This window comes from Geotoga petraea (genome assembly GCF_900102615.1).
Lineage (GTDB): Bacteria > Thermotogota > Thermotogae > Petrotogales > Petrotogaceae > Geotoga > Geotoga petraea.
In genome coordinates this window covers 282,588-296,463 of sequence record NZ_FMYV01000002.1, presented here as the reverse complement: position 1 = coordinate 296,463, position 13,876 = coordinate 282,588, and the positions used below count along the sequence as shown (strand labels likewise).

14 protein-coding genes are annotated in these 13,876 nt (G+C 27.3%); 1 reads left to right on the top strand and 13 read right to left on the bottom strand.

The annotated features are described in order from the left end of the window. Positions 1–3 precede the first annotated feature (3 nt). Positions 4–456, top strand: coding sequence for a MarR family winged helix-turn-helix transcriptional regulator (locus tag BLS00_RS03720; protein WP_091402934.1), 453 nt, complete (start codon positions 4–6; stop codon positions 454–456). Positions 457–510: 54 nt separating this feature from the next. Here the strand turns inward: BLS00_RS03720 and BLS00_RS03715 are convergent, their stop codons facing one another. The 13 genes from BLS00_RS03715 to BLS00_RS03655 form a co-directional block, all read right to left on the bottom strand. Beyond that, complete coding sequence (locus BLS00_RS03715) at positions 511–915, bottom strand: NifB/NifX family molybdenum-iron cluster-binding protein (RefSeq protein WP_091402933.1); 405 nt, start codon at positions 913–915, stop codon at positions 511–513. Positions 916–937: 22 nt separating this feature from the next. Continuing rightward, a complete protein-coding gene (locus BLS00_RS03710; RefSeq protein WP_091402932.1) occupies positions 938–2,083 on the bottom strand; it encodes a methyl-accepting chemotaxis protein in 1,146 nt (381 codons plus the stop codon). An 83-nt stretch (positions 2,084–2,166) separates the two neighbouring features. Beyond that, entirely contained in the window at positions 2,167–2,925 is a 759-nt protein-coding gene (locus tag BLS00_RS03705) for a ZIP family metal transporter (RefSeq protein ID WP_091402930.1), read from the bottom strand. A 261-nt stretch (positions 2,926–3,186) separates the two neighbouring features. Next, positions 3,187–4,140 (bottom strand): asparagine synthetase A, encoded by a 954-nt coding sequence (locus BLS00_RS03700; protein ID WP_091402929.1) that lies wholly within the window; start codon positions 4,138–4,140, stop codon positions 3,187–3,189. 233 nt (positions 4,141–4,373) lie between these two features. Then, on the bottom strand, positions 4,374–5,309 hold the full coding sequence (locus BLS00_RS03695) for a 1-phosphofructokinase family hexose kinase (protein WP_091402927.1): 936 nt from the start codon (positions 5,307–5,309) through the stop codon (positions 4,374–4,376). A gap of 66 nt (positions 5,310–5,375) precedes the next feature. Then, positions 5,376–6,599 (bottom strand): ABC transporter permease, encoded by a 1,224-nt coding sequence (locus tag BLS00_RS03690; RefSeq protein ID WP_091402925.1) that lies wholly within the window; start codon positions 6,597–6,599, stop codon positions 5,376–5,378. Further along, the gene (locus BLS00_RS03685) at positions 6,600–7,274 is read right to left on the bottom strand and encodes an ABC transporter ATP-binding protein (RefSeq protein WP_091402923.1); all 675 of its coding nucleotides are present in this window, start codon (positions 7,272–7,274) and stop codon (positions 6,600–6,602) included. It abuts the gene before it with no gap. Next, complete coding sequence (locus tag BLS00_RS03680) at positions 7,271–8,329, bottom strand: efflux RND transporter periplasmic adaptor subunit (RefSeq protein ID WP_176759831.1); 1,059 nt, start codon at positions 8,327–8,329, stop codon at positions 7,271–7,273. The genes BLS00_RS03685 and BLS00_RS03680 overlap by 4 nt, the downstream gene beginning before the upstream one ends. Then, positions 8,326–9,600: a TolC family protein gene (locus tag BLS00_RS03675; protein ID WP_091402920.1), complete on the bottom strand. Its 1,275-nt coding sequence runs from the start codon at positions 9,598–9,600 to the stop codon at positions 8,326–8,328. The genes BLS00_RS03680 and BLS00_RS03675 overlap by 4 nt, the downstream gene beginning before the upstream one ends. Continuing rightward, on the bottom strand, positions 9,597–10,595 hold the full coding sequence (locus tag BLS00_RS03670; protein ID WP_091402919.1) for a TolC family protein: 999 nt from the start codon (positions 10,593–10,595) through the stop codon (positions 9,597–9,599). Before BLS00_RS03670 ends, BLS00_RS03675 begins: the two co-directional genes overlap by 4 nt. A gap of 15 nt (positions 10,596–10,610) precedes the next feature. Next, complete coding sequence (locus BLS00_RS03665) at positions 10,611–12,002, bottom strand: sensor histidine kinase (RefSeq protein WP_143012937.1); 1,392 nt, start codon at positions 12,000–12,002, stop codon at positions 10,611–10,613. A gap of 22 nt (positions 12,003–12,024) precedes the next feature. Beyond that, a complete protein-coding gene (locus tag BLS00_RS03660) occupies positions 12,025–12,717 on the bottom strand; it encodes a response regulator transcription factor (protein WP_091402915.1) in 693 nt (230 codons plus the stop codon). Positions 12,718–12,875: 158 nt separating this feature from the next. Further along, a complete protein-coding gene (locus BLS00_RS03655; protein WP_091402913.1) occupies positions 12,876–13,754 on the bottom strand; it encodes a GNAT family N-acetyltransferase in 879 nt (292 codons plus the stop codon). Positions 13,755–13,876: the final 122 nt, after the last annotated feature.

Sequence of the window (13,876 nt, the reverse complement as noted above, 5' to 3'; positions counted from 1 at the left end):
TTAATGCATGAAAAATCAAAAGAAATAGCAGCATACAATTCAGTATTGATAAATAAAATAGATGATTTTATTAAAGAAAAATTTAAGGAATATGGATATAAAGATATAAACCCAAGTAATGCATCTGTTTTATGTATAGTATGTAGAAATGGAGGAAAAGTAAAGATAGGAGAAATTTATGATTCCCTTTTAAAACAAAAATCAACAATAACTGAGTCTATTAAAAAACTTGTTAAAAAAGGTTATTTAAAAAAAGTAAAATGTACCAAAGATAAAAGAGTTACTTATGTCGTAGTAACTGAAAAAGCTAAGATATTTCAAAAAGACTTTAACAAAATCTCTGAAGAACTTTCAAATATAATTTTTGAAGGATTTGATAAAGAAGAAAGAGAAATTTTAAACGATTTAATAGTTAGAGCAATTAATAATTTCAATAAAAAAGAGTTACAATCATAAGATTGCAACTCTTTTTTATTAGGCCGTTTTTTCTTACACATTTTCCAATACACTTTATTTATCTTTTGTAAAACAAGCATTTTCGTGGTTATTATCTCCACCGCATCCATTACAATTGCCTGAACATCCGTGTTTTTGATTAGAAAGCATTGCTTCAAATGAACCAATTATATTTTCAACCTTACCTTGTGCTTTGTACACAACCATAATATTTTTTTTTGATAACAGTTTTGAAAGATCGTCTGTTATCTTTTGTGCGATTACTACTTCTACATCTTTTTCAGACAAATAATTTGATATTTCTTCTAAAGATAAATTATTCAGATTTGTTTTTAAAATATCTATATTATATCTATCTTCGTATAAATCAATTAAAGCTAAATTTTTGGTTGTTTCAAATTTATGATAAATCTCAGATTCTGTAAACTTGTCTTCTAAAACTGGAATTGCAATTTTCATGTTTTACCTCCTAATGGCCTTATTAGAATTTAAAAATTTTGATGTAATTAATTAAATTTTCTGAATTTTTGGAAAGAACTTCAGCACTATTAGAAACGCTATTTGAACTTTCTGACATATTATCTATACTATCGTCTATCTCTTTTATTTGATCAGATATATTTGAAACTGACTTTTGAACAGTTTTCATCGAAAAATTCATTGATTCAAGGTTTGCAGATTGTTCTTCTGAACTTGAAGCCATATTTTCTATTTCTGAATTCATTAATTCGATATCTTTCATAATTCCATTAAACTGAGATTTAATAGATTGTATTTCTTTTTCGATATCTTTTACAGAATTAACATTCGAATCAGAAGCGTTGTTAACTTTATATGTGCTATCTGAAATTTTTGTTAGAATATTTGATATTTCTTCAGTTGATTTTTTGGAACCATCAGCCAACTTTCTTATTTCTTCTGCAACAACAGCAAAACCTTTCCCAGCTTCTCCAGCCCTTGCGGCTTCTATAGCAGCATTCAATGCTAATAAACTTGTTTGTTCTGTAATGCTGTCAATGGTGTTTAGTATTTCTTTGACATTTTCAGAATGCTTAACAAGTTCGCTGATATTATTTTTTGTTTCTAATGAAGTATCCACAGCAATGTTTATTTTATTTGTTATAGAAAAAATGGAACTAACTCCTTCTTTTGCCGAATTTGTTGCATTTGAGGCTTTTTGATTTAGCTCATTGGCAATACCTGAAATATTGTATGAAGCATCAGAAATTTCTTGTATGCTGTTAGAAATTTTTAGTACTTCTTCTTCAACTTCGTCAGAGTTAGAAGAAATTGAAGAAGTTTTTTTATTTATTTCGTTTATTATATTATCATTATCTTTAGAAACTTTTGTCAAATCATTTGCTGTATTGTCTATATTATAAGAAATATCATATATATTTTTAAAAGAATTTTTAAGAGTATTAGCCATATTTTGTAAATTTGAAGACATTATTCCAAATTCATCTTTGGAAGATGTTTCAAAATTGGTTTTTAAATCTCCATCTTTAAAAGAATTAATTTTTTTGTTTAAATCTGAAATTTTATTTTTAATCAGCATTGCTATATAAAATGAAGCGATCAATATTAAAACAATAGATAGAATCGATATAAAGGTTGTAAAAAGCATAGAGTTGTTATTCACTTCTAATATGTTTGATTCTAAACTTTAAAGAATTACTATTTAATAAAGTTTTAAATACTAATATATACTTATCCTAAAGTATTATCTAATACGGTCATTAATAAAAAACCAACAATTAAAGAAAAAGTTGCGATTCTTTCATTACCATGGGAGTGAGTTTCTGGAATTATTTCGTCGCTTATAACATATAACATAGCTCCAGCTGCAAAAGCTAAGAAAAAAGGTAATGCAGGTTTCATAAAAACAACCAGAGATGCTCCTAATATTCCTCCAAGAGGTTCAACTAAACCAGTTAAAGTGGACATAAAAAAAGATCTCTTTTTAGAATATCCAGCTTGTATAAATGAAAATGCCGTTGCAGTTCCTTCTGGGATATTTTGAATACCAATTGCAGTAGCTACAACTAAACCATTTTTAATCATTTCCCCTCCAAAACTAACTCCTACAGCCATACCTTCTGGGAAATTGTGTAAGGTTATGGCAATTACAAATAGCCAAACCTTTTTTACTAAAGCAGTGTTAGGACCTTCATGGCCTTTTAAAAAATGTTCATGTGGAGAAAAAACATCAAATAGTTCTATGGTAACCGCTCCTAAAACAACACCTATAACCATAATTAGAGGTCCGCCTATATCGATAGATGGAACAATTAGAGAAAACATCGTCGCAGCAAGCATTACCCCTGATGCAAAAGCTAAGTACATATCTAACTGCTTTTCTGAAGGTTGTTTTTTCAGAAATAAAACTGGTATCGCTCCTAAGGATGTAGCCAACCCAGCAATTAAACTAGCTAAACTTCCTAAAACAAATACGTTTAAGTTTTCCATATTAATACTCCTTCATATTTAGAAAAATTTCACTATTTTTGGTAAAAATAAAAGTTACTGTATATGTATTGTTTTATAAATTTCGCACTAATTTGAAAGGAATCAAATAAAAATTTTAAAACGAGAGAAATAAGTTTAAGCAGAGTGTACTCAATTATAGTTAAATGCTTTTTCATAATTGTTAACTCCCTATAAAAACATTATATAATAATTGAGGCTTATTATCAAAATAAAAAATCTCACTAAAAAGTGAGATTTAAGTTATATAGAGATTTTACCGGGAGATTTAGCAAATAATCGTGCTTTTTCGATATGCTCCAAACCAAGGATATATCTTGTCAATCTTTCAATTCCAATTCCACAACCAGCAGTTGGTTTTAAAAGGCCTTCCTTTGATAAATCGAGATAATCTTTAAATATATTTTTTGAGTTTCCTTTTAAATCCATTCTTTTTATAATTTGATCATATTCATGTTCTCTTTCACCACCAGATATTGCCTCTCCATAGCCAAAAGGATAAATCAGATCAAAGTCTAATAAAAAATCTGGGTCATTAGGATTTTGTTTATCATAAAATTCTCTGTCCATAATCGGAATATCGATTAACCAGAAAGGTTCTTTTGCATTTGCTGACAATATTTTTTCATAAGAATCTCCATATTTTTCAATTGCGTCTTGAACTCTAATTCTTTTAAAGTTCTTTTTAGGAATGACTAAACCAGAATTATATTTTTCAATGATTTTTGTGTGTTTTACAGTGATCTCAGAAATAATTCGAATCAAAAGTCTTTCCATAATATCCATAACTTCTTCTCTTTTTGCATTAGCAACTTCCATGTCCATTTGAACAAACTCAATAAGATGTCTTTTGTCTTCATAACGATTTTCTAATTCTAACCTCAAATTAGGAGACATAGAAAAAATTCTATCTGTAACTAATGTGCTCACCTGTTTTTGAAGTATCATCGATTTAGTAATAGAATATGAATAACCATAGTAATCGATCGATGCATCAAAAATATCATGATTAAGTGGATCTGTTATAGGAGAAATGATAACTGGTAAAATTTCTAAAAAACCTTCAGAAATCATAAATTCTCTCATAGACTGTAAAATAGATGATTGAATGATTAATAAATTAGAATAGTAATCATTCTCAACATATGACTTTACCAATGAAACTGTATCAACCTTTCTTTTTTCTAACCTTTCCATAAAAATCCCTCCTTAGTATTTTTCACGGAAAAATAAAAAAACCAGCGCTGAATACAAAAAACAGCGCCGGTTATATATGCAAAAACATTACTCGCGTTTTAACCGTACGCTGTTTAAATTATTATTATAAATATTAAATTTTATGGATATTGAAAGAAATTTCATAATAATCACCTGTCATTTAGTTTAATTAAGTTTAATCAATATTATCAAAAAAAATAACAAAAGTCAAATTATAAGTTAACTTTTTCTACAATTGATTTTTTATATAATGCTAAAAAATCTTTTTTATGTAGCAATTCAGTTCCAGGAGTCATAGCTGTAGCAGCACCAGCAGCATTTGCTGCTCTAAGAGATTCCTCAGTCGATAAATTTAGTTGCTCTTTATAATAGACAAAAGCAGCGAGAAAAGAATCTCCAGAACCAACTGAGCTATCTACTTCTATTTCTAATGGCTTACACTCATAGACACCATCTTCTGAAAAAGCCAAAGCCCCTTCAGAACCAAGAGATATTAATAGTATTCCAAGATCAAAATTTTTTCTTGCTTTAATTCCTTCATCTATTATTTGAGTTTTTGAAAGTAATTTTTTATCTATTAACCTTTCAAATTCGTGTAAATTAGGCTTTATACAATGTGGTTTTGATTTTAAGCCTTCTCTGAGTTTTTCTCCATCGGCATCAAAATAAACTTTAATATGATCTTTTTTAAGATCAGAGATTATATTAGAATAAAAAGAACTTTTTAAGCCATTTGGAAGACTACCAGAAATAACTATGCTAGTATCTTTTTTAACAAATTTTTCCACAATTTCTTTGATCATTTCAATATCTTCGCCTTTAATCTCATAAGTTGGAAGGCTCATTCTAAATTGTTCAGATTTCGTTTCGATCATAACATTTGTTCTTGTTTCGGTTTTTATCCAAACTGGTATGGTTATAACACCTTCGTCTTGAAGCATATACAATATTTGTTCACCCGCTTCTCCTCCAAGAATAGAAATAGCTGCGGTTTCTCCACCTAATTCTTCAATTACTCTCGAAACATCTATACCTTTTCCTGCAGGGTAATCATTTACCTTTTTAACTCTTATTGTGTCATCAGATTTTAATTCGTCTACATATAAAAACCTGTCTAAAGATGGATTCATAGTTAAAGAAAAAATCAAATTAAACTCCCCCTTTTATAGTATTATACATTAAAAAATGCCGTCTTAAAAGACGGCATATAAAAGTTATTCATATCTTAGGGCTTCAATTGGACTTAATTTTGAAGCTTTATTTGCTGGATATATTCCAAAGAACAACCCAACAGCAACAGAAATACCAAAAGAACTCAAAATGGACTGCCAACTTATCAAAGCACTTAAACTATATTCTCTTGCTAAAGAGGCTATTCCATTAGACAATAATATTCCAAAAATAATTCCTATGATTCCTGCAATGAAAGTTATAGCAATACTTTCAAAAATAAACTCGAAAAGAATTCTTCTTCTACTTGCACCTATTGCCATTTTAATTCCTATTTCTTTAGTTCTTTCAGAAACGGATACAAGCATAATATTCATTATTCCTATGCCGCCAACAACAAGAGAAATTGCTGCTATTGCAACAAGAATAAAGCTCATAATACCAGTAATGTTTCCAATAACATCTAAAATAGCATCTTGACTCATTATATTAAATGATTCAGAACCAAATTTGTTGTACAAAATAGTATCGATTTCAATTTGAGCAGAATTAGACAGTTCCTGTGATTGTGCCGATGCTAAAATTTGTGGAACATTACCATTTGTTTGAAATAATCTTGCATCTCCAGTTGAGATAGGTATTAATACGGTAGTATCTATGTTGTATAACAATTTACTGCCTGTTTCTTTAATGACACCTATTATTTCAAAGTTGATTTTTCTAGTAAAAGAGTTTGAGACATTCTGCATAACAGAAATGTTTTTACCAATTGGATTTTCATTGGGGAAAAGTTCATTTGCTATTTCGTATCCTATAACCATAACATTTCTTTTTTGCTCGATATCTTCAAAATTATAAAATCTTCCATCAGACAATTCTAATTTTAGAATAGAAAAAACATCATTATTTGAAGATAAAAGAGTTGAATTTATATTCAAATCATTATTTTTTAGCAAAAATGATCCTTGTAGAACTGGTGCGGTTGATTTAACACTTGGAGCGTAATTTTTTATGTCATTAGCATCATTTACTGTCAAAGTGTTGTTTGAAGAACTGGTGCCTGCTCTGATAGTTGTTCTCCCAGGTGTTATTATTAGTACATTTGAACCAAGGGAAGAAACAGTATCAGTTAAATTTTGAGTTGTTCCCTGTCCTAAAGAAATAACAGCAATAACGGATGTAATTCCTATAATTATTCCTAACATGGATAAAAATGTTCTCATTTTGTTAGATACTAATGATCTAATAGTTTCTCTAAGTATTTCCATTTAATTCACCTCTTCAATGAGGCCGTCTCTTATTTTAACGACTTTATTTCCTTCATCAACCATTTCTGGATCGTGCGTAACTATTACTAAAGTTTTGCCCATAGAATGTAATTTATGAAAAACCTTCAAAATATCTATTCCGCTTTTTGTATCAAGGTTGCCTGTTGGTTCATCTGCCAGTAAAAAGGTAGGGTCATTGGCAAGAGCTCTTGCTATGGCAACTCTTTGTTGCTGTCCACCTGATAGTTCATTTGGTTTATGTGTAACCCTATTTCCAAGTCCAACAAGATCTAACAATTCTTTTGCTTTTTCTTTTCTTTCTGATAAACCAACTCCTGCGTAAACCATTGGTAATGCAACATTTTCTAATGCAGTCATATTACTAAGCAAGTTAAATTTTTGAAAAACAAAACCAATCTTTTTATTTCTAACTATCGCCAATTCTTGATCTTTCATGTTAGATATATTTTCTCTTTCTATAATAACATCTCCAGAAGTAGGTCTGTCTAAACCGCCTAAAATTTGCAAAAGGGTCGATTTACCAGATCCAGAAGGTCCTATAATAATCGTAAAATCACCTTTTTCTACTTCAAAGCTTATATCTTTCAAAGCATGAACATCAATTTTACCCATATGGTAGGTTTTTCTGATGTTTTTCAGAGTCATTACGTTCATTGATTCCCACCGCCTGGAGAATTTCTAGATGCACCTTGACCTGGAATGAATGGCATGTTTGAGCCATTATATTTATTTTCTAATCTTTGTAGTTCTTCTTCATCAGGATAAATTATTAAAGTTTGACCAAAATTCAAACCTGATTTAACTATGGCTTTATCATCAGTTTTATCTCCTATTTCAATATTAATTTTTTTTGGTTCGTTTTCAGTTTTTAAAAATACAAAATAATTACCATTTGCATCTTGGTTCAAAGCATTTGTTGGTATTACAATTTCGTTTTCTGCATTCAATATAATTAATTTTACATTACCAGTGATACCAGGAATAACTCCGTATTTGTTAGCATCTTCAGAGAATTCTAATTCAATAGGTATGGTGGTTAATCCACCAGAATTAACAGCAACTGGATTTATTAATGTGATTTTTGCTGGGATTGAAACGTTCAATTGATCAAATTCTACTAAAGCTTCCATCCCAACTTGTACTTTTGATAGGTCTATTTCATCGACAACGCTTTCAATTCTCAATGAATTTGTATCAACTATACTTATAATTTTTTGATTGGTAGGAACAAAATCGTCTTCACCAATATAAACTTCACTAATCGTTCCATTAACTGGGGATTTCAATTCAGTATTTTCTAAATTTCTTTTTGATAATTCTAATTGAAGTTCTTTTATTTCTTTTATTCGAGAGCTGTCATTAATAGCTAATTCATAGTTTCTAAGGTCATTTAAATAAGCAATTCTATATTCTAAATCTTCAAATTTTACTAAAAGATCTCCTTCACTTACTTTTTGGCCTTTTTCGACATATAAATCAATTATTTTCCCTGAAACTTCTGAAAGAACATTTCTTTCATCTGCTTCAACTGTGCCAGTTATTTCAATATAATCCCCAATTTCACTGTTTTCTATTGTATAAGTTGTAAATATATTTTGTATATTATTCTGAGCTGTGTTTTCTTCTGTATTTCTGTTTGTGTTGATTATAAAAAATACTGAAAGAACAGCAACAATAATTACTATTATAATTAAAAAAACTTTTTTCAATCTAATTCACCTCTAATGTATAAGCCTCTTTCATTTAATAACTCGAGTTTTTCTAAAAGAATTTCATTTCTTTTATTTTCAATTTCTAACTTTTTAAGTTCAAGACTAATCTGATTCAATTTGTAATCTATATCAGTTATATATCCATGGTTATTCAAAATTTCTGACTTTTGAAAATCTTCTATCAAATTTTCATAGTCTATTTCAAAAATCTGTAATTCAAGATACATTGATTCTATGTTGTTTTTATAGTTATTTATTGTTCTATTTATATTGTCTATTTTTTCATTGTATTCTAAATTTGATATATTGTTTTTTCTTGTTAAAGATTCTCCAAGTCTTTCACCTCTATCAAAAATATCGTATTGAAAATTAATTCCAAACTCCCAGTTCCAATTTTCATAGTCTCTTACTCCGAAAGAAAAGTTTAAATCTGGTAAAAAGGGTAAAAACCACAAGTTAGTATTTCTTTTATCTACTTCCTTTGCTATTTCTAAAGCTTCAACATCTTTTCTATTTTCAATAGATAAATCATAATCATTTTCAGTGATGTTTTTTATCCTTGATTTAGAATCAATGTATAGATTTTCGGAAAAATCCAAATTAATGGTTCCAAAAGATTTTTTCAAAGACAAAATAAGAGATTCTTGATTTAAAATTTGTTTTTTTAAATTTTCTTTTTCATCTTCTAATTCTGAAGCTTCATACTTTTGTTGTAATAATTCTAATTTTTGATTTTGTAATTCAATGTTATTTTTCAAATAGTAGTAATTAAATATTTCTTTAAAAGTGGTAGTGGTAATTGAATCTTCAACTTCTTCAAGATTATACTGAGAAGATAAAAGGTTGGATTCTTTGGTTAATTTATTCGAAAAATACTCTGTTTTCAATCCATATGTTATTGATAGACTTATATTTTCTTTTTTTAAGTCAAAATCGAGATTATCTTCTGTTTTTATTTCAAAGGGTATTTGAACTCCAAAATTAACTCCATAAAAATTTGCAATGTTAATATCAGCATTTAATCCAATATCACTAACGCCATCTTCAGTTATTGTAAAACCACTCAATTGGTTGGTGGATAAACTCAAATAAGGTTGAAACCAATTATTATATATAGAATTACTGTAATTTGTTGAAACAAAGTTTTCTAAAGACTTTTGATAATTACTGCTTTCATTTAATTTCTCTTCAATGATAGAATTGACATTAGAAAATGAAAATATGGAAATTATCAAGAATAAAGATAAAATTATATTTTTAAAATTCAATTCATTACCTCCTCCGGAGATACTTGAACATTTAATATGTAATTGATTAAGTTATTTAAAAGATTCTTTTCGTTAGAATAAAGATTTTTTAAAGTGTTGTAGTAGTCTATTTTTGTTTGGTTTAGTTCGGTTTTTGAAATTAAACCATTTTCAAAACTATTTTGATCATTTTCTAAATTGTTTAATTTTATGGAAACTGTTTCATATAAATTATTTACTGTATTTTTCTGTGCTTCTAAATTCACGTAAGAAGTTTTATTTTGTTTTTCAATGTTTTCTACTGTATTTTCTAAATTTATTATAGATTTCTTTACGTTTAATTCTGCTATTCTTTTATCATATTGAGAACTATTTTGTGGTAAAGTATCAAAATTGTACTTTGTTAACTCCAAATTCAGTTTATTCTGTTTAACCAAAAGAGAACTTGCAACATAAGTTTCGTCTGTATAATTCAAATTATCTAAATTTATTTCATATTCTATTGAATCAAGATCAGTGTCAAAATATTTTTCGTATTCTTCCTTTTTCTGATTAAAATTGTTTTTAACATTAACAAGAGAGTTTTTTATATCATTTAGTGATATTTTGCTATTTTTTAGTTCATTTTCTGATATTAAATTTTTTTCATATAGTTTTTCGCTGTTGTTAAAATTAATTTCAGCATTTTCAATTTGTAATTCTAGTACCTTGAGGTCTAATTCTGCTATTTTATAATCATAAACTATTGAATTTATTAAATTATAATAATTCTTCAAAGATGAATAGTAATTATTCATGTTTTGAACATAACTTAGTTCTGCTGATAAATCTGTTCTTTTGTTAAAAGATTCAATTTTTGCTTTTTCATAATCCATTAAAGCAATTTCTCTATCAATTTCTATAAGTTTATAATCGTTAGATACCTCTTTTGCTTGATGATATAAATCTGTAATGCTTGCTGTAAAAGCAAAAATAAAAACGACCAATACAATTGTTGTTACTAATCCTTTTTTCATTAAAATTCCTCCCTGTTATTTTGTAATAATTATTTTAAATGAAATTTTGTTATCTATTTTTTCTGCTATAATTTCATGTTGGTGTATATCCAAAATACTTTTTACTATGGAAAGCCCCAATCCTGAACCACCTTTATTTGTATTTCTTGATTTATCTTCTTTATAAAATCTATTGAATATTTTATCAACGTCTATATCTTCTCCTTCATTAATATAATTAGATATTGTTATATAAATTTCTTTTGTATTTTCATTGACGTAGATATCGATATCAGAATTATCTTTAGAATATTTAAAAGCATTTATGCATAAATTTTGAAATACTCTAAAATAGAGTTGAGGATCTAGCTCCACAAAAACATCTTCCTTATTGAAATGTTTTTTGATTTTTTTGTTGTATTTTTTTTCATAATCAGCCATTTCATAAATAAATTGTTCAATAAAATCGTTTAAATTTACTCTCATCTTGGAAAATTTTATATCTTTGTTGTTGTATTTTGTAAATTCAAAAAGATCATCCACCAATTCTTTGATCTTTATGGATTTTTTGTGGGCTATATTTGAATATTCTTTTAATTGATTTTCATCTTCAAAATTAGCATTATTTATCAAGTCCAAATAACCAATAACAGAAGTTAAAGGTGTTCTAAGATCATGAGATATATTAGAAATCAATTCGTATTTTTCTTTTTCTGCTTTTCTTTCGTTTTCTATTTGATGGTTTATTTCTTCTGACATATAGTTTATATTTTTTGCTATTTCAGCTATTTCGTCACTACCTTTTATTTCTATCTTATGATCTAATTTTCCAATAGATTTTTTAGATATTTCTTTTGAAATCTCATTAATATATTTTATCTTTTTGTTGGTAATCAAATAGAATATTATTAGAAAAATTATAATAGAAAAAATCATTGATGTGAAAAACATAGTATCTCTATTTAAAAGCATTCCAATAGTTTTACCAGGTTCAAAATCAATAATGAGGTAATATTGGTTATTGTTGACTACAAAGGGGATATATATGTATTGTTCTCTTCTAACAGCTGGTCTAATTGGTGGATCGGGCTTAAAATTATAAAAGGTAAATTCCAAAAAATTGTTATTTTCAATGTTGAATTCATCAAAATTAAATCTATCAAAAGCTATATTGTTAATAGATTGATTGGAAGCTATTAAATTTTTTTCTTTATCAATAATTCCAATCGCACCATTTCCCAAATCAAAATTATTTACAAAATCATTTAGAACTTCAGTAAGATCTTGGCCTTTTTCTGTGTGTAATTCAAGATTATCTAAAACTTTGTTTATGCTGTTTTCTCTATATTCAAAAGTAAGTTTTGAATATATACTCAAAAATATAATGTTTATAATTATTGCAGAACAAAAGCTTATTATAAAAGCCATTAAAAAATAACCTCGAAGGGTTTTATTTTTCAATTTTATATCCAACTCCCCATATGGTCTTAATGAAATCAGGATTTTTGGGATCTAACTCAATTTTTTCCCTCAATTTTCTAATGTGAACCATAACGGTATTTTTGGAATCCATGAAGTCATTTCCCCAAACTTCTTCGTAAATTTTGTCCATTCTCATAACGTTTCCTTTATTTATCAACAAAAGTTTTAAAATTTCAAATTCTGTAGGGGTAAGGGTTACTTCTTCGTTGTTAATCTTAACTTCCCTTGTAATAGTGTTCAAATAGAGCCCTTTATGAATATATTCATTTTTATCCTTTGTTTTTTTCGCTTTATTGAAATCTGATCTTCTTAGTTGTGATTTTATTCTTGCAATTAATTCAAGAGGATTAAAAGGTTTTGTGATGTAATCATCTGCACCAAGATTGAGTCCAAGAATAATATCTAAATCTTGGTCTTTTGCTGTCAACATAATAATTGGTGTATCATATTTTTTTCTGGCAGCGATACAAAAATCAGTTCCATTCATCTCAGGCATCATCAAATCAAGAATTATCAAATCTATATCTTCTTTTTTTAGAATATCCAACCCCTGTTTCCCATTTTCTGCTTGAAAAATATTATAGTTTTCACTTTTCAAATAAATTTCTATCAAATTTCTAATTTCAATTTCGTCGTCAATAATCAAAATATTTTTATCCATAAGATCACCTCAAAAACTTTTATCAATAATATATTATAAGTTATAAGACTATAAAAATTCTTTTAAAATTCTTAAATAATTCTTAAGATTAAATATAAATGCTTAAACACATTTTACAATAGTTAAATAAAAAATCTGGCTAAAAAGCCAGATTTAGATTATATATTTTTGATTTCTTCTGGAGAACGAACACCGTAAATAACAAAGTCATTCTTTTCTTTGGATGCTTCTTCAAAACCTTTTTTAACTAGTATATTTCTAAGTTGTTCATCATCTTCACACATATATAAAAATTCGGATCCAGGCCTGTAAACGTCATTATATTTACTTATTGCAAAATCCAAAGCCTCATCAAAATGATTTTCGCCCCAGATAAAAGATATAGACATTATTCCTTCTTTGTTGTACATTTTACTTAAAATTATCAGAGAAACTATCTTTCCTTCAATTTTTTTCACGTAAACTTCTTTTCTATCCACTAATTTTTTTATTAATTCAGCACTTGCATTTATAGCTGTCCAATCAAAAGTAAAGTAACCTTTTCTAACTTTTAATTGTTCTGAATCTAAAATAAACATAACATCATTGTAATTTTCTACAACCTCATAATTTTTAATGTCATTTATTTCTTTTTTCTCATTTATTCGATATATTTTTAAAGAATTTAATAAATAGAAACCATATTTTTTAACGATATCAACACTTTTGCTGGTGTAGAAAGTAGCCATGGAAACTAGATCAAAATCAAGATTTTTTATCTTTTTTAAATATTCTTTTGTCAAATATTTTGCATAACCTCTTCCCTGATAATCTGGGTGGATTCTCAGCCCCTCTAACCAGTACTCTCTATTTTGTAGATAGGTTAATTTTATAGTACCTATTACTTTTCCATCTTTTTCTAAAACAGAAAAATCACTATCTTTTTCATTTATCCATTTATCAAATATATTTTTTAGATAATCGTGACCTTCCCAAGTAACTTCTGAGATTTTATTTATATCATCTCTGTCATCAATTAGAGCTTTTCTTAGAATCATATTGTACCTCCCTATAATGTTTTCTCTATTATATTATATATAATTTTATAAGTATTACAAACTATTCATTTGTTTAAATTTAAATAATTTCTTTAATTTTTTGTAATGTTATTGTATAATAT

Bases quoted from the DNA above. Each gene is read 5' to 3' on its own strand.
- BLS00_RS03720 (WP_091402934.1), top strand. From the start codon at position 4: ATGCATGAAAAATCAAAAGAAATAGCAGCATACAATTCAGTATTGATA.
- BLS00_RS03715 (WP_091402933.1), bottom strand. From the start codon at position 915: ATGAAAATTGCAATTCCAGTTTTAGAAGACAAGTTTACAGAATCTGAG.
- BLS00_RS03710 (WP_091402932.1), bottom strand. From the start codon at position 2,083: ATGCTTTTTACAACCTTTATATCGATTCTATCTATTGTTTTAATATTG.
- BLS00_RS03705 (WP_091402930.1), bottom strand. From the start codon at position 2,925: ATGGAAAACTTAAACGTATTTGTTTTAGGAAGTTTAGCTAGTTTAATT.
- BLS00_RS03700 (WP_091402929.1), bottom strand. From the start codon at position 4,140: ATGGAAAGGTTAGAAAAAAGAAAGGTTGATACAGTTTCATTGGTAAAG.
- BLS00_RS03690 (WP_091402925.1), bottom strand. From the start codon at position 6,599: ATGGAAATACTTAGAGAAACTATTAGATCATTAGTATCTAACAAAATG.
- BLS00_RS03685 (WP_091402923.1), bottom strand. From the start codon at position 7,274: ATGAACGTAATGACTCTGAAAAACATCAGAAAAACCTACCATATGGGT.
- BLS00_RS03670 (WP_091402919.1), bottom strand. From the start codon at position 10,595: ATGAAAAAAGGATTAGTAACAACAATTGTATTGGTCGTTTTTATTTTT.
- BLS00_RS03665 (WP_143012937.1), bottom strand. From the start codon at position 12,002: ATGGCTTTTATAATAAGCTTTTGTTCTGCAATAATTATAAACATTATA.
- BLS00_RS03660 (WP_091402915.1), bottom strand. From the start codon at position 12,717: ATGGATAAAAATATTTTGATTATTGACGACGAAATTGAAATTAGAAAT.
- BLS00_RS03655 (WP_091402913.1), bottom strand. From the start codon at position 13,754: ATGATTCTAAGAAAAGCTCTAATTGATGACAGAGATGATATAAATAAA.